The sequence below is a fragment of the uncultured Clostridium sp. genome (assembly GCF_963515715.1).
Lineage (GTDB): Bacteria > Bacillota > Clostridia > Clostridiales > Clostridiaceae > Clostridium_AW.
Window position 1 is genome coordinate 47056 of sequence record NZ_CAUPZS010000018.1, and the last position, 20140, is coordinate 67195.

The window sequence follows — 20140 nt, forward strand, 5'->3', positions numbered from 1 at the left end:
AACTTCATATTTACAATAGATTATAAAGCATTATAATTAGAAATAGATATATTTTTATAATTTAAAATGATAAATGAGTAGCTAAAGCAAAGGAGATTGTCATGAATAAAAGATTTGTAAATATACTTTTTTCAATATTTATTTCATTGTTCTTTATAATTTCTGCTGTAAAACTTACCGTTAATTTTAAACCTCTTTACCGCTTTGATATTAAACACTTAAATATAGTAGAGAATTCCGGCTTTTCTATAGAAGATATTAAACAAAATTATAATTATTTAATAAAATATATTACTTCTCACAATAAAGAAGATTTTAAAATACCAAACCTTCCTTCATCTGATGAGGGAGCTTTACACTTTCGGGAGGTTAAAAATATATTTATAAAATTAGATTACTTATTTTTTATAAGCAGCATAATCACAATTCTAGCTTTACATTATTGCAAAAAAAATAAAGACTATACAGTTTTCAAATATGTGAGCATATTTTTAATAAGCATACCTTTAATTTTACTTATTACATTTTTAATAAACTTTGATAAGGTTTTTGTTATATTTCATAAATTGTTCTTTAGTAATGATTATTGGATATTCGATCCAGCCAAGGATCCTGTTATAAACATGCTTCCTCAAGATTTTTTCATGCATTGCGGTATTTTAATAAACATCTTTATAATAATACTTAGCTTTTTAAATCATTTATTATATAAAAAGAACCAGATTTAAACTATCTGGTTCTCATCTTTTTTTAATATATCCCTTATTATTCTCTCGCCTTTTAAAACTCCTATTATAAATAATATAGTCATAGATACAGCTATTAAAATTAATATGGTTTTATTCTTCTCACCTATATTAGCTCCAAAATAAGCTGATATAATAATGCCTGGTATTCTTCCTAAGGTAGAATATAAGGCGAAATTTTTAAAGGTAATATTAGAAATGCCACATATGTATCCTAAAGCATCTTTAGGTATTCCTGGTATTAAATAAAGTAGAAATACTATATAATTTACGCTGCCCAAGCTTAGTATCTTGTCGAAATGTTTAACCTGCTTTTTTGATATTATTTTGCAAACAAAAGGCTTACCATACACCCTTGCTATACTATAGGAAATTAATCCTCCCAAGCATATTCCTACTAAAGATATTAAGCTTCCGTAAATTGTACCATAAATGTACCCTCCTGTAATCTGAACTATTTCCCCAGGGATAAAAAAAACTATCACCTGGACGACTTGCATCAAAATAAATACTAAGATTCCATATCTGCCATAAGACATTATAATTTCTTTTAATTGCCTTGGATTTTTCACCAAATAACGATATTGATAATAATATTCATATCCAACCCAAGCAAACAATAATACTAAAATTCCCAATGCTATCTCTGATTTATAATCTCTTATATCAAATTTCCTCATTTTTATACACCCTTAATCACAAATTTGTTTTTCTAACTATTATCTTACTGTATATTGTAACTCAAAAGAGCATAAAAATTCCTTAATTCTACATTAATATTATAATATATAAGGCATATAGTGCCGAAATATCTGTTTAGATATATTTTAGCGCTATATGCCTTCAAAATTTACACTATTTTATATTAACTTAATTATCTTTCTAAATTGACACCTTCAAATTTTTCTAACATGTCATTTGCAATTACATCTTTTTTATCAGATTCCTTGCAGAACTTAGCTAATTGAGATTTAACCTTGGCCATTGGTGCCATAGTCGCTGGACCACCTATACATCCACCTTCACACATCATTCCCTCAATAAAGTTACCAGATAATCTTCCAACCTTAGCCATAATCATAGTTCTCTTTACTTCATCTGATCCACTTGCTCTAACTGGTTTCAGTTCTATATTAGTTCCTAAGCCTTTCACATAGTTCTGTACAGCTAAAGTTAATCCTCCACCTTGTGCGAATCCTCTTCCAAAAACTGACGCATCATTGGTTTCTACTCCCTCACACTCTGATGGCCATATATCATAAGCTCCCATAAGGGCTGTAATCTCTTCAAAAGTCATGACATAATCTACAGCATCCTTTATACTTGCTCTTTTTACTTCATTCTTTTTAGCTGTGCAAGGCCCTACGAATACAATCATAGCATCTTCATCCATTTTTTTAATCATTCTTCCTGTAGCTACCATAGGGGATACTGTTCCTGATATTTTATCCACTAAGTCTGGAAATTTCTTTTCTATATAGCTAAGAAATCCAGGACAACAGGAGCTAGTCATAAACTTATCTCCACTTTCAAGCCTTTCAATTAATTCATTACCTTCATGAACTGATACTGCATCTGCTCCACAAGCAACTTCTATCATATCTGTGAATCCTATTTTCTTTAAAGCTTCCTTTATCTGCCCTACTTTTACCTCTGGTCCAAACTGTCCTGCAATGGCTGGAGCAACGATTGCATATACTTTCTTTTTATCCATAATATCACGAATAATATCTACAACAAAACTCTTATCTGATATGGCTCCAAATGGACATGCAGACATACAAGCACCACAATTAATACAGTCTTCCTTTTTTATTTCTGCCTTATTATCATCTGGATTCATTTTTAAAGCTCCTGTAGGACATACTCTTTTGCAAGGTCTCATTACTTCAGCTACTGCGTTATACGGACAAACTTCTTTACACAAGCCGCATTCTTTGCAGGTTTCATGATTAATATATGCTCTTCCAGCTGCCCTAGTTATAGCTCCTGCTGGACAAACTTCAACACATTTATGTTGTATACATCCTCTACAAGCTTCCGTTACCACAAATCTATTTATAGGACATTTATCACAAGCAGCGTCAATTACATATACAATTTGATCCTCATCTTCCACATTTACAAGTTCCTCTGCAATTTGTCCATTAGGCAGGCAACCCATTGCAAGTTTCGCCCTCTCGTAAACTATTGCTCTTTCTTTGTACACGCAGCATCTATATTCGGCCCTGTCTCCGTTTATTATTTCAAAAGGCATTCTCTCTAGTTCTTCTTTATTTAATCTGTTTTCTAGTGTCATCTTAGCTACTTCTTTTAATACTAGATACTTCAATTTTTTCAATTGATTTTCAAAGGTTATCATTTTTTATAATTCCTCCTAAATATATATAAACAAGCTATTAACTTTGATTGTTAAATTCTTATCATATATATTATAACAGAAACTCATAAAAAATTAATACACATTTTTACTTGTATACTGATAAATTCGAACATCAGCTTTAAAGAACTTAAATTTTCTTCAATTTACATAAGATTAGTCTGATTTTTATACTAATATATTATTTTCTCTTGCGTAATAAAAAAGATATTGTTGAGCGAAACCTGATACCTCTCCAAACTTATCTCTACCAAAATCCCTAATCTTTTTTAGAGATAAATCTGGTGCCAAATAAAAGTGTTGCATAGCTCTTTTAACCCAGACATCTACTGGGAAAGCTGAATATTTTCCCATAGAAAATAACATGATACAATCCGCTACTTTAGGACCTATTCCCATAAAATTCTGCAATGCTTTATGGCAGTCATCATCACTTTTTTCCTTAATACAATCTATATCAAATTCCTTATTATATATTTTATTTACTGTATCTGCTATATATTTAGCTCTAAACCCCGTTCCACAAAGCTCTAGTTCTTCTTCAGTGGCATCTTTTAATTTGTCTATAGTAGGAAAGGCATAATAGGTGTTACCCTTGTATTCTACTGCTTCCCCCCATTTTTTGCTTATCTTATCTATAGCTCTTTTTATCATAGGTATTCTGTTATTTGCTGAAATAATAAAAGAAATTATTATTTCAAAAGGCTCTTGCTGTAGTAGTCTTATTCCATTTCCAAATATAACAGACTTCTCTAACAAACTATCTTTTTTAAGAATAGTCTTTATTTCTGAATAATCTCTATACAAATCAAAATACCCTACCCAAATATCTTTAAACTCTTCTTCATTTGTATTATATATCAATACATCATTGCCCTTTTTTTCTACCTCAATAACCTTGCCAAAGGCTACTCCAATATAACTACCTGTTTCGGTTTTATTCCATCTAAAACACTGTCCACATTCAAAAATGTGAGCTAATTCAAAATTATCCACATTTTTCACCATAACTGCGGGTATACTTTCTATTTCAGTTTCTTCTACATATTCAAAATCCATTTTATTTCCTCCTTTTAAAAATTGCGAAGCAATTTTTTAGTTGCCTCGCAATTTTATTACTTATTCTTTCCTCTTAAGTATTCATCTATTCCCTTAGCTGCCTTTTTCCCAGCTTCCATAGCAAGTATTACAGTAGCTGCTCCTGTAACCGCATCCCCTCCTGCAAATATCCCTTCTCTGGAAGTTTTGCAGGTGTTTTCATCTACATCTAAACATCCCCATCTGTTTATATTTAGTCCTTCAGTAGTAGATGCTATTAACGGATTAGGGGAAGTGCCTAGAGCCATTATAACAGTATCCATTTCCATTACAAATTCTGATCCTTTAATTTCTACTGGCCTTCTTCTTCCCGAGCTATCTGGCTCACCTAATTCCATTCTTATGCACTTTATTGCCTCTACCCATCCAAATTCATCTCCGATTATCTCCATTGGATTCGTAAGAATATCAAAAATTATTCCTTCTTCTTTAGCATGGTGAATTTCTTCTAATCTCGCTGGTAGCTCATCTTCTGATCTTCTATATATTATGTGTACTTCTGCACCTAGTCTTCTTGCAGTTCTAGCCGAATCCATAGCAACATTTCCTCCACCCACTACAGCAACCTTATTACCTGCTCTAATTGGAGTATCATAATCTTCTTTAAATGCCTTCATTAAATTGCTTCTAGTTAAGAATTCATTTGCAGAAAACACACCATTTAAATTTTCACCTGGTATGCCCATAAATTTAGGAAGCCCTGCTCCTGAACCAACAAATACTGCACTATAGCCTTCTTCTTCTAAAAGTTCGTCTATGGTTAATGTCTTACCTATTACAACGCCTGTTTCTATCTCTACTCCAAGCTTTTTTACATTATCTATCTCATGTTTAACCACAGTCTCCTTTGGAAGTCTAAATTCTGGTATACCATATACCAAAACTCCCCCTAGTTCATGTAGGGCTTCAAATATAGTTACACCATATCCCATTTTTGCTAAATCACCAGCACAGGCAAGCCCTGCAGGACCACTTCCTATGACAGCCACTTTTTCACTCTTTTTATCTGTTTTAACAGATAAATCTATATTATTAATTCTTGACCAATCTCCAATGAATCTTTCTAGCTTACCAATGGCTACTGGCTCACCCTTTATACCTAAAATACATTTTCCTTCGCATTGAGTTTCTTGAGGACAAACTCTTCCACAAACAGCTGGAAGGGAACTAGATTCATTTATTATTTCTGCTGCTCTTTTAAAATCTCTTTTCCTAATGCATTGGATAAATTCTGGGATATTAATAGCTACAGGACACTTAGGAACGCATAATGGATTTTTGCAATTAAGACATCTTTCTGCTTCTTTAACCGCCTCTTCTTCACTATAGCCTAAGCATACTTCTGTGAAATTCTTTACTCTCTCATCGGCCTTTTGTTCTCCTACTGCTGTTCTCTTTAAGTTAGCCATTACTTTTCCTCCCCTCCTAATCCTATACGACAAATGTGCCCTTCTTCTTTTTGTTTTTCTACTAAAAGTTTTTTCTTTTCTTCCCCTTTATACATACTCTGTCTTCTTAAGGCTTCATCAAACTCCACAAGATGACCATCAAATTCAGGACCATCTACGCAGGCAAATTTAGTTTCTCCTCCTACAGTTACTCTGCATGCTCCACACATACCTGTGCCATCTACCATGAGGGTATTTAAACTAACCACTGTTTTTATATCATATTCTTTAGTAAGCTTAGTTATAAATTTCATCATTATCATAGGACCTATAGCTATAACTAAGTCATACTTTTTATTTTCTTTATCTATTAAATCTTTTAGAAGATCAGTAACCAATCCTTTGTATCCATAAGATCCGTCATCTGTTGCTACATATAAATTAGATACTTCTTTTTTAATTTCCTCTTCCATAATTAATAGCTCTTTATTTTTGCTACCAACAATTACATCTACATTTATCCCTCTAGAATTTAACCATTTTATTTGAGGATAAATAGGTGCAGTACCAACTCCTCCTGCTATAAAGATTATATTTTTATTTTTTAACTCTTCTATATCTTCATATATAAATTCAGATGGCTTTCCTAATGGTCCTGCGAAATCTCTAAAATAATCTCCTACTTCAAGTTTACTCATCTTAATAGTTGAAGCACCTAAGGTTTGAAATACTATTGTAACCGTTTCTTTTTCTTTATCATAATCGCAAATTGTAAGGGGAATTCTTTCGCTCTTCTCATCAACTCTTACTATAATAAATTGACCAGGTTTAGCTGCTTTCGCCACTCTAGGCACTTTAACAACCATCTTATAAATATTTGGAGCTAATAATTCCTTTTCTAAAATTTCGTACATAACTTCTCCTCCAAATTCTTTGAAATTATTTTGACTATCATAATATTGATTATATAGGACTTTCATACACTTTATCAACTTTATTTATTTAACAATTAATATATGGGAAACAAATTTTCATTTATTCTTTAAATTTTTCCATAATAAAAAACCATTGGTAAAGTCCAATGGTTTTTTATTAGATAGCTTTTTTATTTAGCGTAGTTATGGAATCCTCTTCCAGATTTTCTTCCTAACCAGCCAGCTCTTACATATTTTCTTAATAATGAGTGTGCTCTATATTTTGAGTCACCAGTTTCGCTATATAATACATCCATTATAGCAAGACATACATCTAATCCTATAAGATCACCTAATGCTAAAGGTCCCATTGGGTGATTAGCACCAAGCATCATAGCTTTATCAATATCTTCTGCTGAAGCTATTCCTTCTGCATATATTCCAACAGCTTCATTTATCATTGGAATTAATACTCTGTTTACAACAAATCCTGGAGCTTCTGCAACTTCAACTGGATCTTTTCCAATTGCTACTGAAACTTCTTTAACTGCATCATAAGTTTCCTGTGATGTAGCCATACCTTTTATTATTTCTACTAGCTTCATCACTGGAGCTGGGTTAAAAAAGTGCATTCCTATAACTTTATCTGCTCTTTTAGTAGCTGTAGCTATTTCAGTTATTGAAAGAGAAGAAGTATTTGATGCTAATATAGTTTCTGGTTTACATATTCTATCTAGGTCACCAAATATTTCTCTTTTGATTGCCATATTTTCTATAGCAGCTTCAATTACTAAGTCGCAATCTTCTGCCATATTTAAATCAACTGTTCCTGTTATTCTTGATAAAATAGCATCCATGTCCTCTTGAGTCATTTTTCCTTTAGCTACTAATTTTGATAAGCCCTTATTAATTCCGTTTAAACCTTTTTCAACAAACTCGTCTTTTATGTCTCTTAATATTACTTCATATCCTTTTACCGCAAAAGCTTGAGCAATTCCTGCTCCCATAGTTCCCGCACCTAAAACACATATTTTTTTCATAAACTACCCCTCCTAATTTATGTATTAATTATTATTATAAAGGATACAAGTTTGTATTTAAATACAAACTTGTATATCACTTTATTAGTTGTTTATCTTTTCCTTTAATTGAGCTACTAATTCAGGTACTATCTTCTTATAATCCCCAACTAATGCAAGGTCTGCAACCTTCATTAACGGAGCTGAATCATCTTTGTTTATACCTATTATGAAGTCTGAATCCTGCATACCAGCTAAATGCTGAATTGCACCTGAAATTCCAACAGCTATATATACTCTAGGTCTAACAGTTTTTCCAGTTTGACCTACTTGGTATGCTTTATCTAACCAAGCATTGTCTATAGCTGCTCTTGATCCTGCTATGCTTCCACCCATAAGGTCAGCTAATTCTTTTAATATGTCGAATCCTTCTTTTGAACCTACTCCTCTACCACCAGATATTAGTATTTCAGCTTCTCCGATGTCCATAACATTTTTAGCTATTTTTACAACATCTTCTACCTTTGTTCTTATATCTGATTGTTCTAGATTCACTGATAATGTTTCAATTTCACCTTTTCTTCCAGTATCCTTAGGTAATTTTTCAAAAACCCCTGGTCTTACTGTTGACATCTGTGGTCTATGTTCAGTACATATAATTGTAGCCATTAGGTTTCCGCCAAATGCAGGTCTTGTCATTAATAAGTGGTTTTTTCCTTCTTCAATATCAAGTCCTGTACAGTCAGCTGTAAGTCCTGTTTCTAGTCTTCCAGAAACTCTTGGTCCTAAATCTCTTCCAATGTAGCTTGCTCCAACTAATATTATTTCAGGTTTTCTCTCATTTGCTATTTCACAAATCACCTTAGTATATGCATCTGTTGTGTAATGTTTTAATAGTGGATGTTTAGCATATATAACTCTATCAGCACCATATGCTACTAATTCTTTACAAGCTTCATCCATGTCATTTCCAAGAAGTAGAGCTGTTAATTCTACTCCTAATTTATCTGCAATTTCTCTTCCTTTTCCAACTAATTCCAAAGAAACTTTTTGTAATTGTCCATCTCTTTGTTCAGCAAATACCCAAACACCTTTGTAATCTGCTATATTCATCTTCAAATCCCTCCTACTAGATATAGTGTTTTTCTTTTAATTTTGCAACTGCAAGTGCTGCTGCTTCTTTAGCAGGTAAGTTAACAACTTCTCCCTTACCTTTTGCTTCCTTAGTAGTTGATTTCTTAACTTTTGTTGGTGAACCAGCAAGTCCAAGAAGGGATTTATCTACTCCTAGGAAATCTGCATTCCAAACTTTTATTTCTTTATCGAAAGCTCCAAATATATTGCCTACGCTCATATATCTTGGCTCATTTAATTCTTTTATAGCTGTTAGAAGCACTGGCATTTTAACTCTGATATTTTCATATCCATCTTCCCAAGCTTTTCTAACTTTTAATTCTTCTCCAGCCACTTCAACTTTTTCTACATAAGTTATTTGTGGTAAGTTTAAATGTTCAGCTATTTCTGGTCCAACTTGTGCTGTATCTCCATCGATAGCCTGTCTTCCAGCGAATACTATATCATATTCTAATTTATCAACTGCTGCTGCAAGAACTCTTGATGTAGCTAGCGTATCAGCACCTGCAAATGCTCTGTCTGATATTAATATAGCTTCATCAGCACCCATTGCTAAAGCTTCTCTTAATGCAACTTCAGCTTGTGGTGGTCCCATTGATACTATAGTTACTTTTGCACCATTTTCGTCTTTTAATCTTAAAGCTTCTTCTAAAGCATTTTTATCATCTGGGTTTATTATTGATGGAACACCTTCTCTTATAAGAGTTCCTGTAACTGGATCTATTTTAACTTCAGTTGTGTCTGGAACTTGTTTTAAACAAACAATTATATTCATTTACTCGAACCCTCCTATTATTTAAAGATATTTCCTGATATAACTAATTTTTGAACCTGTGAAGTTCCTTCGTATATTTCAGTTATCTTAGCATCTCTCATCATTCTTTCTACCGGATAATCCTTAGTATATCCATATCCACCGAACATCTGAACAGCCTTAGTTGTTACATCCATAGCAACGTTAGCTGCATGTAATTTTGCTCTAGCAGCATCTACTGAATATGGCATTTTATTTTGTTTTTTCCAAGCAGCTTTGTAAACTAAAAGTCTTGCGGTCTCTATAGCTACTTCCATATCTGCCATCATCCATGATAATCCTTGGAATTTATATAATTCTTTTCCGAATTGTTTTCTTTCTTTCATATAGTTTACAGCTTCTTCAAAAGCACCTTCAGCTATTCCTAATGCCTGAGCTGCTATTCCAATTCTTCCTCCGTCAAGAGTTTTCATTGCTATTCCAAATCCTCTTCCTTCTTTTCCAATTAGGTTTTCCTTTGGAACTTTTACATCTTCAAATATAAGTTCAGTTGTTGAAGATCCTCTAATACCTAGCTTTTCTTCAACCTTACCTATGGAGAATCCAGGCATTCCTTTTTCAAGTATGAATCCAGTGATTCCTTTTACTCCTTTAGATCTATCTGTCATAGCGAATACTATGAATACATCCGCATATCCACCATTTGTTATAAATATTTTAGTTCCGTTTAATAGATAGTGGTCTCCCATATCAACTGCAACACTTTGCTGTCCTGCAGCATCAGTACCAGCGTTTGGTTCAGTTAAACCAAATGCTCCTATTTTCTTACCTGCACAAAGGTCTGGTAAGTATTTTTGTTTCTGAGCTTCTGTTCCGTGTTCATATATTACTGAAGCACATAAGGAAGTATGAGCTGAAACTATAACTCCTGTAGTACCACACACTTTTGACAATTCTTCTACTGTCAATGCGTATGCTAATACGTCTCCACCTGCTCCACCATATTCTTTAGGGAATGGAATTCCCATTATTCCTAATTTACCCATCTTTTCAACATTTTCAATAGGGAATCTTTCTGTCTCATCTACTTCTGCTGCAATTGGTTTTACTTCATTTTCAGCAAATTCTCTAACCATTTGTTTTACAAATTCTTGTTCTCTAGTTAATGCAAAGTTCATTACTCCTACCTCCTATCTATTTTTAAAGCACTTATCTCTTTTTTCAACAAATGCTGTCATACCTTCTTTTTGATCTTCAGTTGAGAAGCATTCACCAAATACTTCTGCTTCATAAGCTATACCTGTATCTATATCACACTGTATTCCTCTATTTATAGCTGCTTTACAAAGTTTTACAGCTATAGGTGCGTTTCCAGCTATTTTCTTTGCCATTTCTTTTGCTTCATCCATAAGTTTTTCTGGTTCAACAATTTTATTTACTAATCCAACTCTTAAAGCTTCTTCAGCTCCAATAATATCCCCTGTAAAAATCAATTGTTTTGCCATTGATGTTCCTACTAATCTTGGTAATCTTTGAGTTCCTCCAAATCCTGGAGTAATTCCAAGTCCTACTTCTGGTTGTCCAAATTTTGCTTTTTGAGATGCTATTCTTATATCACATGCCATTGATATTTCGCATCCTCCACCTAAAGCAAAACCATTTACCGCTGCAATAACAGGTTTTTCTAAAGTTTCAAGCTTTCTAAACACTTTATTTCCAAGTAATCCAAATTTTCTTCCTTGAACAGTATTTAAATCTTTCATTTCAGTTATATCTGCTCCAGCAACAAAAGCCTTTCCAGCTCCTGTAAGTATCACTGCCAATACTTCTTCATCATCCGCTAAGTTATCAATTATAACATCTAACTCTCTTAACGTTTCTGAATTCAAAGCATTTAATGCTTTAGGTCTATTAATGGTAACAACCGCTATATTACCTTCTTTTTCGAATAAAACATTATTAAACTCCATAGTAGGTTTGTCCCCCCTTATTTTTTCGACTAATTTGTTAATTATATAACAAATTATTTTAAAAAAATATAATAATCTCGCTCTTATATATTATATACTTTTATAAATTTTTTTTCAATATAAAAGTTTAATTTACTTTTATATTTAACATAAATATAATAATTTCATAGTTTATTAATACTTAGTTAAATTTTAGCTAAAGTCTAGATAAAAAAGCCTTTCCGATATAAAGCTTTACATCGGAAAGGCTTTTCATTGATATGTTTTTGACAATTAAATTTCTTTCATCATGCTGTTATTCATGACTCATTAGATAACTTAATGTCAATAAATTCTCACTTAAATGTACATTTTCTGTATGTGTTCCTTCTGGCACCTGTAAATCCACTGGTGCAAAATTCCATATACTCTTAACATTATTTTTTGTTAAAATATCACATACTCTTTGAGCACTTCTGCTCGGCACACAAATTACCCCAACATCAATTTGATTACTTTTTAGATATTCCTCTAATGTATCAATATCCTTGATTTCAATATCTCTGATTTTGATACCCACAAGCTTTGGATTTATATCAAAAATAGCCCCTAGTTCAAATCCTAGTCTTTCAAAATAAGTGTAGTTAGCAACAGCCTGCCCTATGTTACCTGCTCCTAGCACTACCATGCTATATTTTCTGTCAAGGCCTAATATTCCACTAATTTGATTATATAGTTCTCTTACGTTATATCCGTATCCCTGTTGACCAAAATCGCCAAAGCAATTTAAATCCTGTCTTATTTGAGAAGCTGTAAATCCAATTTTTCTGCTTAATTCTTTAGAGGAGATCCTGTCTACATCATTTTTTAGTAGATCAGATAAATATCTATGATATTTCGGTAATCTCTTTATAACAGCCATTGATATATTCTTTTTTTTGTCCATTATCACACCTCTTACGAATTAATTTTAATATCAAGTTTATTTTATCACAACATTGACATTTCTACTACAAGATTCCTTCAATTTGTAATATTACTTATATATATTTATTTGCTATTATTATATAATAAATACATTTAAACTACAAATTTTGTATATAACATAGTACAATAATAAGGATAAGAGGTGAATAAAATGATTATTTTAAGTTGTAAAGATTTAAATAAGAGTTATGGTATAGATACAATATTAGAAAAAGTTACCTTAGGAGTGAACGAAGGAGACAAAATAGGTCTCATAGGTCCTAATGGTGCCGGAAAATCAACATTATTAAAAATTATATCTGGAATTATTGACTATGATGGCGGAGAGCTTTTTATTGATAAATCTAAAAAAGTAGGTTATTTATCTCAACACCTTGCCTTAGATTCCAATAGCACTATTTACTCTGAAATGCTTTCTGTATTTAGTGAGCTAATTTCATTAGAAGAAAAATTAAAAGAATTAGAAATAAAAATGAATGAACCTTATGATGCTAAAAAGGCTGATTACCACAATAAGATTATTAATGAATATACTGCTACAACAGAATTATATAGTAATAAAAATGGATATGCCTACAAAGGTGAAATTTCTCGTGTTTTAAAGGGACTTGGTTTTAATGAGGATGATTATGATAAGGAAATAAGAATACTTAGTGGTGGACAAAAGACTAGAGTAGCCTTATGTAAATTATTACTCCTCAATCCAGAAATATTGTTATTAGATGAACCTACAAATCATCTGGATTTAGATGCTATAGAATGGCTAGAAGAGTATCTTAAATCATATAAAGGTTCCATAATTATTATATCTCACGATAGATACTTCTTAGATTCAGTAACCAATAGAACTATGGAGCTATCAAATGGGAAAATAATTTCTTATGATGGGAATTATACAAAATTTATAGAATTTAAGAAAAAGGATTTTGAAGCTAAGCTAAAAGCTTATAATCTACAGCAATCTGAAATTAAAAGACAAGAAGAAATAATCGAAAGATATAGATCTTTTAATAGAGAAAAAAGTATTAAAGCCGCAGAAAGTCGTCAGAAAGCTCTAGATAAAATAACAAGAGTAGATGCCCCTGATAAAGATCCAACAGGTGCTAAAATAAAATTTACCGCTCAAATTACTAGTGGAAACGATGTTTTACATGCAGAGAACCTTAGTAAAAGTTTTGGTGAAAATAATTTATTTAATAATATCCACATGGACGTTAAAAGAGGCGAAAAAGTAGCACTTATAGGAGAAAACGGAAGAGGCAAGACTACTCTATTAAAAATCATAATGGAGAAGGAATCTAAAGATAATGGAACAATTGTCTTAGGACGAAATGTGTTTATAGGATATTATGATCAAGAACAATCGGATTTAAACCCTGAAAAAACAATATTGGATGAGGTTTGGGATGTGTTCCCTAATATGACCACTACAGAGATAAGATCTGCCCTAGCAGCTTTCTTATTTAGAGGAGAAGAAGTTTTTAAAAAAATTTCTACATTAAGCGGTGGTGAAAAATGTAGAATTAATCTTTTAAAGCTCATGCTTTCAGAAGCAAATCTATTGCTATTAGACGAACCTACCAACCATTTAGACATTATGTCTCGTGAAGCTTTAGAAGATGCCATAATAGAGTATGACGGTACTGTTATGGTGATCTCCCATGATAGATACTTTTTAAATAAAGTGATCAATAGAATATATGAACTTAAAGAAAATGAAGCTAAAGAATATCTGGGCAACTACAGTTACTACGTTGAAAAGAAAAAAAATCCGTTAAGATATAATTATGAAGAAGAAAATGAAGGAAAAACAAAAACTCAAATACAACAGGAAAAACGTAAAAAAAGAGAGTCTGAAAAAGCTGAGAAAGAACATAAACAAAGATTAAAAAATATAGAAGAAGAGATAGCTAATAAAGAAAGTTATTTAGTAGAACTCCAAAATGATCTCTGTCTAGAAGAAGTATACTCTGATCCAGTTAAAAGCGAAGAAGTGAATAAAAAAATTCTAAAAATAGAAAAAGAGATAGAGGAATTGTATGCAGAATGGGAAAACTTCATTGGATAATTGGGAATTAAGGAAGGGTTGTAGCCAAATAAGCTACAACCCTATTTTATACTTGTTCTCGTCTTTAAGCCTACTTCCACAATAAGGACAGAATGCATATAATTGCTCTCCTATCTTACCTCCGCAGAAAGGACAAAATGAAAACCTCTCCTTATTATTTACTGTAGAAAAACTCTTTAACATTGCACTTAAGCCCTCTAGGTTCACAGGAGTTTTAATAATCCCATCCACCTTATTATATCTATAATCCTCAATATTTAGATCATTACATGAAGATAAAAGACATTTAGTATCTTTTTTCATGTCCTTAATTTTCTTTATCAATAAATCACCTGAAATTTCTTTCATAATTAAATTAGCTATAACCACATCAGGAGAATAATTATTGATCTCATAAATAGCAGAATACTCATTAGTGATTTTCACTTCGTATCCTAATTGAGTTAATAAATCCTTTAATATATAGCTTTCAAACTTAGAATCGTTTATAACCAATATTTTTTTCATTGCTTACCTCACAATAAGTAAGTATCGTTAATACCATTCTATCTTATAACTGAACTGATTTCAATATTAATCCATAAAAGTATATTATTTAAAACATTCTTAGCTATTCTTAGACATTTCAATAGTCTTATCAGTACACTTTTCCATAGCCTTAATTACTGCACCTCTAAAATTGCTTTTTTCTAAAGAGTATACTGCCTCTATAGTAGTTCCCCCTGGCGAACATACCTTATCTTTTAATACTCCTGGATGTTCTCCAGTTTCCAATACCATTTTTGCAGCGCCTAATACCGCCTGAGCCGCCATTTTATATGCCTTATCTCTAGGAAGTCCGCCTAACACTCCTCCGTCAGCTAAAGCTTCTATGAACATATAAACATAAGCTGGTGATGACCCACTTATAGCTGGAACTACATCTATAAGCTTCTCACTTATAACTTCAACCTTTCCAAAGCTTTTAAATATATCAATCACATATGTTGTATCTTCTTCACTACAAAAATCGTTGTGGCATAATGCTGTCATTCCCTCTCCAACTAACGCAGGAGTATTAGGCATAGTTCTTACTACCTTTATATTTTTTCCAAACTTTTTCTCAATAAATTCTATCGTTATGCCCGCTGCTATAGATACAATTACTACATCATCCTTAACCTTATCTTTTATCTCTTCTATAACCGTTCCATAAACATTAGGCTTTACAGCTAGTATAATTATATCTGAGTTTTTAGTAACTTCTCCATTATCTTTAGTAACATTTATTCCATGTTTTCTATTCATATAATCTAGCTTTTCTTCATCCATATCGCTTATTATAATATTTTTAGATTCAACAATATTGGACTTCACTATTCCTTCTGCTATAGCTTGAGACATATTGCCACAACCTATAATTCCAATAAACTTACTCATATGTATCCCTCCAATTCCATAAAGGAAATTAATATATTATTACTATAACACAAATGAAAATTGCGAGGCAATTTTATTTAATCGATAAATATGCTAGACTTCTCATTTATAATTGATTTACATTTATCAATATAGTATAATTTTACACATATTGATAATAGTGTATTTACTAGAAAATTAATAATTTACTTTAACTAATTAAAGGAGACTATTAATATGGCTAAAAATAGAATTCAATATCTTATAGAAAGTTTTTTCATATTTGCGTTATCTACTCTAATAGTATTTTTAGTATTTTTTACTGAAAGCAAAATTACTTTAAATATTTTTATAATATTAGTGGTTTTATCAATATTTACTTTTGAATTCTTAAAAGTTAAGAAAAAATGGTTTAAATGCCAAAATTATTTCCCTAAGTGGTTTAATATTTTGCAAATAATAATCGTTACTGCTTTAGTTCGTCTATCATACATAAAAAAAATTCCGATGGCAATAGGAGTTGTCTATCCAATATTGATGTTATTATGTTTAATATTAGTAACTTACAAAATGAACTTTAGAAATCCAAAGTAAAACTCCTAAATAACAAAAATACACAGCTTTTATCCTCTATTATTGCTTTTCCAAAATGCTTTATTCCTTTTTCATTGATATAACAATACCCCAAATCGTAGTTTAATTATCCTACAATCAGGGGTATCCTTACAATGTCCGTGTTGGTTCAGTTCAAAATCATGGGGTTTTTAAACAAGAATTCTCAATTATCAACCACTAACTACCTTCTCAATAAAAAACATATCGTCTAACACTTGCCAATTCTGTGGGAAAGGTCTTGCCAGCACCCAATAACTTACTCCCCTCAGTCCATACTCACTAACTAGCTTATATTTTGCTTCTACGCTTCTAGCATCTTCAAACCACACCACATGCTCTCTACCTTGTTCATCTATATAACTATAGTGAGGTGATTGAGCTTTTTCATCGTATTGGATTGTAGCTCCGTATCTAGCCGCTCTTTCAATAGCTTCTTGATTACCTATGCTTTCAGCAAATTCCCCTCCAGGAGTATAAGGCAATGTCCAATCGTAGCCATATAAAGGCATTCCCATCATTATTTTATTAGGTGGGATTACAGATACTGCATAATTAATTACTTTTCTTACCTCGTTTAATGGTGCTACAGCTAAAGGAGGACCGCCTGACCAGCCCCATTCATAGGTCATAATAATTACAAAATCCACAATTTCACCATGAGCTCTATAGTCATGAGCCCCATGCCATGATCCAGTTAACACATCATAAGTCTTTGGTGCTAATGCTGTTGCAACAATGTAATTTGGATGCAGTGCAGCTACAAGCTTTCTCAAAAAATTATTATACTTCTCTCTATCCTCTGGAGGAATTCTTTCAAAATCTACTATGACACCATAATAACCTTTGCTTTTTATGGTGCTCAATATATTGTTTATCAATGTCTGCTGTAATTGATCGCTATTTAATATATTTCTTATTAATTCAGTATCAAAATTTGCTCCCGCTATATTGCTCACAGATAATAGTGGAGCAACATCTCCTTCTCTAGCAACTTCTATTATCGTTTCATCTCTTATTGGAGTCAATGTACCATCAGCATTTACATGATAACTAAAAGGACTTACATAAGTTAAGTAAGGTAACAATGGACTTAAAATAGCTCTTTCTCTTTCCGGTGTACTTGGTTGAATAAAAGCATTAACTTCAGTGTATCCATAGTTTTTTGACTTATCAGGGATTCTTATTATTTGCCCTGGATAAATAGAGGATGGATCCGTAATATTATTTAGTTGAACTATGCTATCCACTGATACATCAAATTTTCTAGAAATACTCCAAAGAGTATCCCCTGGCCTAACCCTATATGCCGTTTCTTTCGAGGGTATAACCAATGATTGACCTATAACCAGAACAGTATCTTCCCCTATACCATTAGCATCTAAAATACTTTCGGGGGTTACTCCAAATCTCCTAGAAATAGACCAAACACTATCTCCAGGTTTGACTACATAAATACTCAATAAATTTACCTTCTTTTAAAATACTACCATAATTATTATATTCGCCTATTTTATTTCTGTTCGCATTTTATCTTTGTCCAAGCTTTAAATTAGGGATAGCATTTAAATCTAAAGAAGCAGTTCTTCCCTTAATTAGTTCAAAATATGCTGCACTTCCTATCATAGCTGCATTATCTGTACAAAGTATTAACTCTGGGAATAAAACTTTTATTCCATTCTTCTCCCCTTCTCTTATAAGAGTTTCTCTAAGGCATGAATTTGCTGCAACTCCTCCAGCTATAGCAATTTTATCTACTTTTTTTATCTTACAAGCTCTTATTGAATTATCCACAAGAAAATCTACAACTGCCTTTTGGAAAGATGCTGCTACATCTGCTTTATTTATTTCTTCGTTCTTCATGGCCTTTCCATTTAAATAATTCAATACTGCAGATTTTAATCCACTAAAAGAAAAATCTAAAGATGAATTGTCATGGAAGTTTGCTCTTGGGAATTTTATAGCCTCTGGGTTACCTTCCTTAGCTAACTTATCTATCTTAGGACCTCCAGGATATCCAAGTCCTAGGGCCCTAGCTATTTTATCATAAGCTTCTCCTGCTGCATCATCTCTAGTTTGACCTAAGACTTCAAACTCACCATAATCCTTCATATAAACAATATTTGTATGTCCTCCCGATACTATAAGACATACAAAGGGTGGCTCTAAATCTTTGTGCTGTATAAAGTTTGCACTTACATGGCCTTCTATATGGTTTACTCCAATCAAAGGTTTATTTAAAGCGTAAGAAAGCCCCTTAGCATATTGGAGTCCTACCAATAAAGCTCCCACTAATCCTGGTCCGTAAGTTACTCCAATAGCGTCAATATCCTGCAAAGATGTGGATGCTTCATCTAAAGCCTCTTTAACTACAGCTCCAATTACCTCTATGTGCATTCTTGAAGCTACTTCAGGTACTACCCCACCAAACTTTTTGTGTATATCTATTTGAGAAGAAATTATATTTGAAAGTACTTCTCTTCCATTAACCACTATAGCAGCTGAAGTTTCATCACAACTGCTTTCTATAGCAAGTATTTTTATATCTTTATCCATATTATTAACTCCTTTTATTAACTCCTTATATTGTTAATTTAATATAACCAATTATACTTTAATAGTTTTTTATTATCAACGTTCTATTGAAAGCATTCCCCAATAGATGATAACATATAATAGGGTGATGAATAATGAAAAATTACGCAAAAGTAATTATAATGGGTTCTCCAATATCTAAATCAAACTTCAAATTATTTAACTTAAATGGAAGGGCCATACTTCCCTATAATTCCGGAAAATATCATGATAGATACGCACTATACGAAGAAGAAATTGCATATCAAGCAAGACTTCAAAACCCTAGTACCGTACTAAGTGAATCTTTAATTGCTATACTTAAAGTATATTATAAAAGCCAAAAAAGACATCCCGACACTAATAATATTACCAAAAGTATATTTGATGGCATAGAAAAAAGTGGCCTTATTATAAATGACGCTCAGATTAGAAGGATAATAATAGAAGAGTATTATGATAAAGAAAATCCTAGATTTGAACTAGAACTTTTTGGAGAAAGTAACTATTATATTAATTATGAAGTATTAAAAAAAGAAGTTGAAGATGAACCTATTGAATACTCTCCTCCTAGCAACAAAAAAGGACATACCGCTAAAGTAAAAACAATTGCTAATAATGATGAATGTAGTTGCAATATATGTGGAAAAGGAGTAAGTAGTAATCAGCTCTTATCTGCTAATAACGGAAAAATGAAAATATGCAGGGAGTGTTTGAAAAAACTTTTCTAAACACTCCCTAATCATTTAACCAATCTTTTCTTTAACATTTCTTGTAGCTACAATGTTTATACCTGTAGATGCAACATCTTTTACTATAATATCACCTATTTTTATAGGGGCTTTAATTTTAACGCCTTTAAGAGATCTTATACATTCTTTTATTTTACTTTTAGGGATATCGCTCTCAGTTTTCACTGGTAGCACATCTATTTCTCCATTTTCTATAACCACCGAACTAGTAACTATTCTTGTAGGATTAGTGCATTCTTTTTTTGCATAATCAATCCCTATATTACAGCTATTCCCAGTGACTTTTATAACTTCACCATTTTCTATCTCTACTTTTAAAGGGCAACCTACGGGGCAGCCTATGCAGGTTATGTTCCTAACTTCCATA

Annotated in this window: 20 protein-coding genes; 4 read left to right on the forward strand and 16 right to left on the reverse strand. The window is 32.1% G+C overall.

Annotation, left to right across the window (positions count from 1 at the left end):
* Nucleotides 1-101 precede the first annotated feature (101 nt).
* Complete coding sequence (locus RYO54_RS12875) at nucleotides 102-728, forward strand: TIGR01906 family membrane protein (protein ID WP_315119394.1); 627 nt, start codon at nucleotides 102-104, stop codon at nucleotides 726-728.
* Here RYO54_RS12875 and RYO54_RS12880 read toward each other — a convergent pair.
* From RYO54_RS12880 to RYO54_RS12930, 11 genes are all read right to left on the reverse strand, one after another.
* Nucleotides 725-1426: a TVP38/TMEM64 family protein gene (locus RYO54_RS12880; RefSeq protein WP_315119397.1), complete on the reverse strand. Its 702-nt coding sequence runs from the start codon at nucleotides 1424-1426 to the stop codon at nucleotides 725-727. The genes RYO54_RS12875 and RYO54_RS12880 overlap by 4 nt on opposite strands.
* Nucleotides 1427-1620: 194 nt before the next feature.
* The gene (locus tag RYO54_RS12885) at nucleotides 1621-3108 is read right to left on the reverse strand and encodes a 4Fe-4S dicluster domain-containing protein (RefSeq protein WP_315119399.1); all 1488 of its coding nucleotides are present in this window, start codon (nucleotides 3106-3108) and stop codon (nucleotides 1621-1623) included.
* Nucleotides 3109-3294: 186 nt separating this feature from the next.
* Nucleotides 3295-4185, reverse strand: a complete 891-nt coding sequence (locus RYO54_RS12890; protein ID WP_315119402.1) for a DNA glycosylase — start codon at nucleotides 4183-4185, stop codon at nucleotides 3295-3297.
* 56 nt (nucleotides 4186-4241) lie between these two features.
* Nucleotides 4242-5633 (reverse strand): NADPH-dependent glutamate synthase, encoded by a 1392-nt coding sequence (gene gltA, locus RYO54_RS12895; RefSeq protein ID WP_315119405.1) that lies wholly within the window; start codon nucleotides 5631-5633, stop codon nucleotides 4242-4244.
* Nucleotides 5633-6526, reverse strand: a complete 894-nt coding sequence (locus tag RYO54_RS12900; protein ID WP_315119408.1) for a sulfide/dihydroorotate dehydrogenase-like FAD/NAD-binding protein — start codon at nucleotides 6524-6526, stop codon at nucleotides 5633-5635. The genes gltA and RYO54_RS12900 overlap by 1 nt, the downstream gene beginning before the upstream one ends.
* A 191-nt stretch (nucleotides 6527-6717) precedes the next feature.
* Nucleotides 6718-7566, reverse strand: a complete 849-nt coding sequence (locus RYO54_RS12905; protein WP_315119410.1) for a 3-hydroxybutyryl-CoA dehydrogenase — start codon at nucleotides 7564-7566, stop codon at nucleotides 6718-6720.
* 84 nt (nucleotides 7567-7650) lie between these two features.
* Nucleotides 7651-8658 (reverse strand): electron transfer flavoprotein subunit alpha/FixB family protein, encoded by a 1008-nt coding sequence (locus RYO54_RS12910; RefSeq protein ID WP_315119412.1) that lies wholly within the window; start codon nucleotides 8656-8658, stop codon nucleotides 7651-7653.
* A gap of 16 nt (nucleotides 8659-8674) precedes the next feature.
* The gene (locus RYO54_RS12915; RefSeq protein ID WP_315119415.1) at nucleotides 8675-9454 is read right to left on the reverse strand and encodes an electron transfer flavoprotein subunit beta/FixA family protein; all 780 of its coding nucleotides are present in this window, start codon (nucleotides 9452-9454) and stop codon (nucleotides 8675-8677) included.
* Nucleotides 9455-9471: 17 nt separating this feature from the next.
* Complete coding sequence (locus RYO54_RS12920) at nucleotides 9472-10611, reverse strand: acyl-CoA dehydrogenase (protein ID WP_315119417.1); 1140 nt, start codon at nucleotides 10609-10611, stop codon at nucleotides 9472-9474.
* A 12-nt stretch (nucleotides 10612-10623) separates the two neighbouring features.
* Nucleotides 10624-11403, reverse strand: coding sequence for a short-chain-enoyl-CoA hydratase (locus RYO54_RS12925; protein ID WP_315119419.1), 780 nt, complete (start codon nucleotides 11401-11403; stop codon nucleotides 10624-10626).
* Nucleotides 11404-11698: 295 nt separating this feature from the next.
* Nucleotides 11699-12328, reverse strand: a complete 630-nt coding sequence (locus tag RYO54_RS12930; protein WP_315119422.1) for a redox-sensing transcriptional repressor Rex — start codon at nucleotides 12326-12328, stop codon at nucleotides 11699-11701.
* Between the two features lie 192 nt (nucleotides 12329-12520).
* Between RYO54_RS12930 and RYO54_RS12935 the strand changes: the two genes are divergently transcribed.
* Complete coding sequence (locus RYO54_RS12935) at nucleotides 12521-14437, forward strand: ABC-F family ATP-binding cassette domain-containing protein (RefSeq protein WP_315119425.1); 1917 nt, start codon at nucleotides 12521-12523, stop codon at nucleotides 14435-14437.
* A gap of 33 nt (nucleotides 14438-14470) precedes the next feature.
* On the opposite strand, the gene RYO54_RS12940 is transcribed toward RYO54_RS12935, so the two are convergent.
* Nucleotides 14471-14944: a response regulator gene (locus RYO54_RS12940; protein ID WP_315119427.1), complete on the reverse strand. Its 474-nt coding sequence runs from the start codon at nucleotides 14942-14944 to the stop codon at nucleotides 14471-14473.
* A 99-nt stretch (nucleotides 14945-15043) separates the two neighbouring features.
* On the reverse strand, nucleotides 15044-15856 hold the full coding sequence (gene proC, locus RYO54_RS12945) for a pyrroline-5-carboxylate reductase (protein WP_315119429.1): 813 nt from the start codon (nucleotides 15854-15856) through the stop codon (nucleotides 15044-15046).
* Between the two features lie 216 nt (nucleotides 15857-16072).
* On the opposite strand from proC, the gene RYO54_RS12950 reads away from it, so the two are divergent.
* Entirely contained in the window at nucleotides 16073-16429 is a 357-nt protein-coding gene (locus RYO54_RS12950; protein WP_315119432.1) for a hypothetical protein, read from the forward strand.
* Between the two features lie 191 nt (nucleotides 16430-16620).
* Here the strand turns inward: RYO54_RS12950 and RYO54_RS12955 are convergent, their stop codons facing one another.
* Together RYO54_RS12955 and tsaD are read right to left on the reverse strand one after the other, a co-directional pair.
* Nucleotides 16621-17910 carry a glycoside hydrolase family 18 protein gene (locus RYO54_RS12955; RefSeq protein WP_315119433.1) on the reverse strand — a complete coding sequence of 430 codons (1290 nt, stop codon included), beginning with the start codon at nucleotides 17908-17910 and terminating at the stop codon, nucleotides 16621-16623.
* Nucleotides 17911-17977: 67 nt separating this feature from the next.
* Nucleotides 17978-19003: a tRNA (adenosine(37)-N6)-threonylcarbamoyltransferase complex transferase subunit TsaD gene (tsaD, locus tag RYO54_RS12960; RefSeq protein WP_315119436.1), complete on the reverse strand. Its 1026-nt coding sequence runs from the start codon at nucleotides 19001-19003 to the stop codon at nucleotides 17978-17980.
* Between the two features lie 134 nt (nucleotides 19004-19137).
* On the opposite strand from tsaD, the gene RYO54_RS12965 reads away from it, so the two are divergent.
* Nucleotides 19138-19752: a RusA family crossover junction endodeoxyribonuclease gene (locus tag RYO54_RS12965; RefSeq protein ID WP_315119439.1), complete on the forward strand. Its 615-nt coding sequence runs from the start codon at nucleotides 19138-19140 to the stop codon at nucleotides 19750-19752.
* 15 nt (nucleotides 19753-19767) lie between these two features.
* On the opposite strand, the gene RYO54_RS12970 is transcribed toward RYO54_RS12965, so the two are convergent.
* A complete protein-coding gene (locus tag RYO54_RS12970) occupies nucleotides 19768-20139 on the reverse strand; it encodes a DUF1667 domain-containing protein (RefSeq protein ID WP_315119441.1) in 372 nt (123 codons plus the stop codon).
* Nucleotide 20140 lies beyond the last annotated feature (1 nt).

Coding starts and splice junctions, on each gene's coding strand:
- RYO54_RS12875 (WP_315119394.1), top strand. CDS start 102: ATGAATAAAAGATTTGTAAATATACTTTTTTCAATATTTATTTCATTG.
- RYO54_RS12880 (WP_315119397.1), bottom strand. CDS start 1,426: ATGAGGAAATTTGATATAAGAGATTATAAATCAGAGATAGCATTGGGA.
- RYO54_RS12885 (WP_315119399.1), bottom strand. CDS start 3,108: ATGATAACCTTTGAAAATCAATTGAAAAAATTGAAGTATCTAGTATTA.
- RYO54_RS12890 (WP_315119402.1), bottom strand. CDS start 4,185: ATGGATTTTGAATATGTAGAAGAAACTGAAATAGAAAGTATACCCGCA.
- gltA (WP_315119405.1), bottom strand. CDS start 5,633: ATGGCTAACTTAAAGAGAACAGCAGTAGGAGAACAAAAGGCCGATGAG.
- RYO54_RS12900 (WP_315119408.1), bottom strand. CDS start 6,526: ATGTACGAAATTTTAGAAAAGGAATTATTAGCTCCAAATATTTATAAG.
- RYO54_RS12905 (WP_315119410.1), bottom strand. CDS start 7,566: ATGAAAAAAATATGTGTTTTAGGTGCGGGAACTATGGGAGCAGGAATT.
- RYO54_RS12910 (WP_315119412.1), bottom strand. CDS start 8,658: ATGAATATAGCAGATTACAAAGGTGTTTGGGTATTTGCTGAACAAAGA.
- RYO54_RS12915 (WP_315119415.1), bottom strand. CDS start 9,454: ATGAATATAATTGTTTGTTTAAAACAAGTTCCAGACACAACTGAAGTT.
- RYO54_RS12920 (WP_315119417.1), bottom strand. CDS start 10,611: ATGAACTTTGCATTAACTAGAGAACAAGAATTTGTAAAACAAATGGTT.
- RYO54_RS12925 (WP_315119419.1), bottom strand. CDS start 11,403: ATGGAGTTTAATAATGTTTTATTCGAAAAAGAAGGTAATATAGCGGTT.
- RYO54_RS12930 (WP_315119422.1), bottom strand. CDS start 12,328: ATGGACAAAAAAAAGAATATATCAATGGCTGTTATAAAGAGATTACCG.
- RYO54_RS12935 (WP_315119425.1), top strand. CDS start 12,521: ATGATTATTTTAAGTTGTAAAGATTTAAATAAGAGTTATGGTATAGAT.
- RYO54_RS12940 (WP_315119427.1), bottom strand. CDS start 14,944: ATGAAAAAAATATTGGTTATAAACGATTCTAAGTTTGAAAGCTATATA.
- proC (WP_315119429.1), bottom strand. CDS start 15,856: ATGAGTAAGTTTATTGGAATTATAGGTTGTGGCAATATGTCTCAAGCT.
- RYO54_RS12950 (WP_315119432.1), top strand. CDS start 16,073: ATGGCTAAAAATAGAATTCAATATCTTATAGAAAGTTTTTTCATATTT.
- tsaD (WP_315119436.1), bottom strand. CDS start 19,003: ATGGATAAAGATATAAAAATACTTGCTATAGAAAGCAGTTGTGATGAA.
- RYO54_RS12965 (WP_315119439.1), top strand. CDS start 19,138: ATGAAAAATTACGCAAAAGTAATTATAATGGGTTCTCCAATATCTAAA.
- RYO54_RS12970 (WP_315119441.1), bottom strand. CDS start 20,139: ATGGAAGTTAGGAACATAACCTGCATAGGCTGCCCCGTAGGTTGCCCT.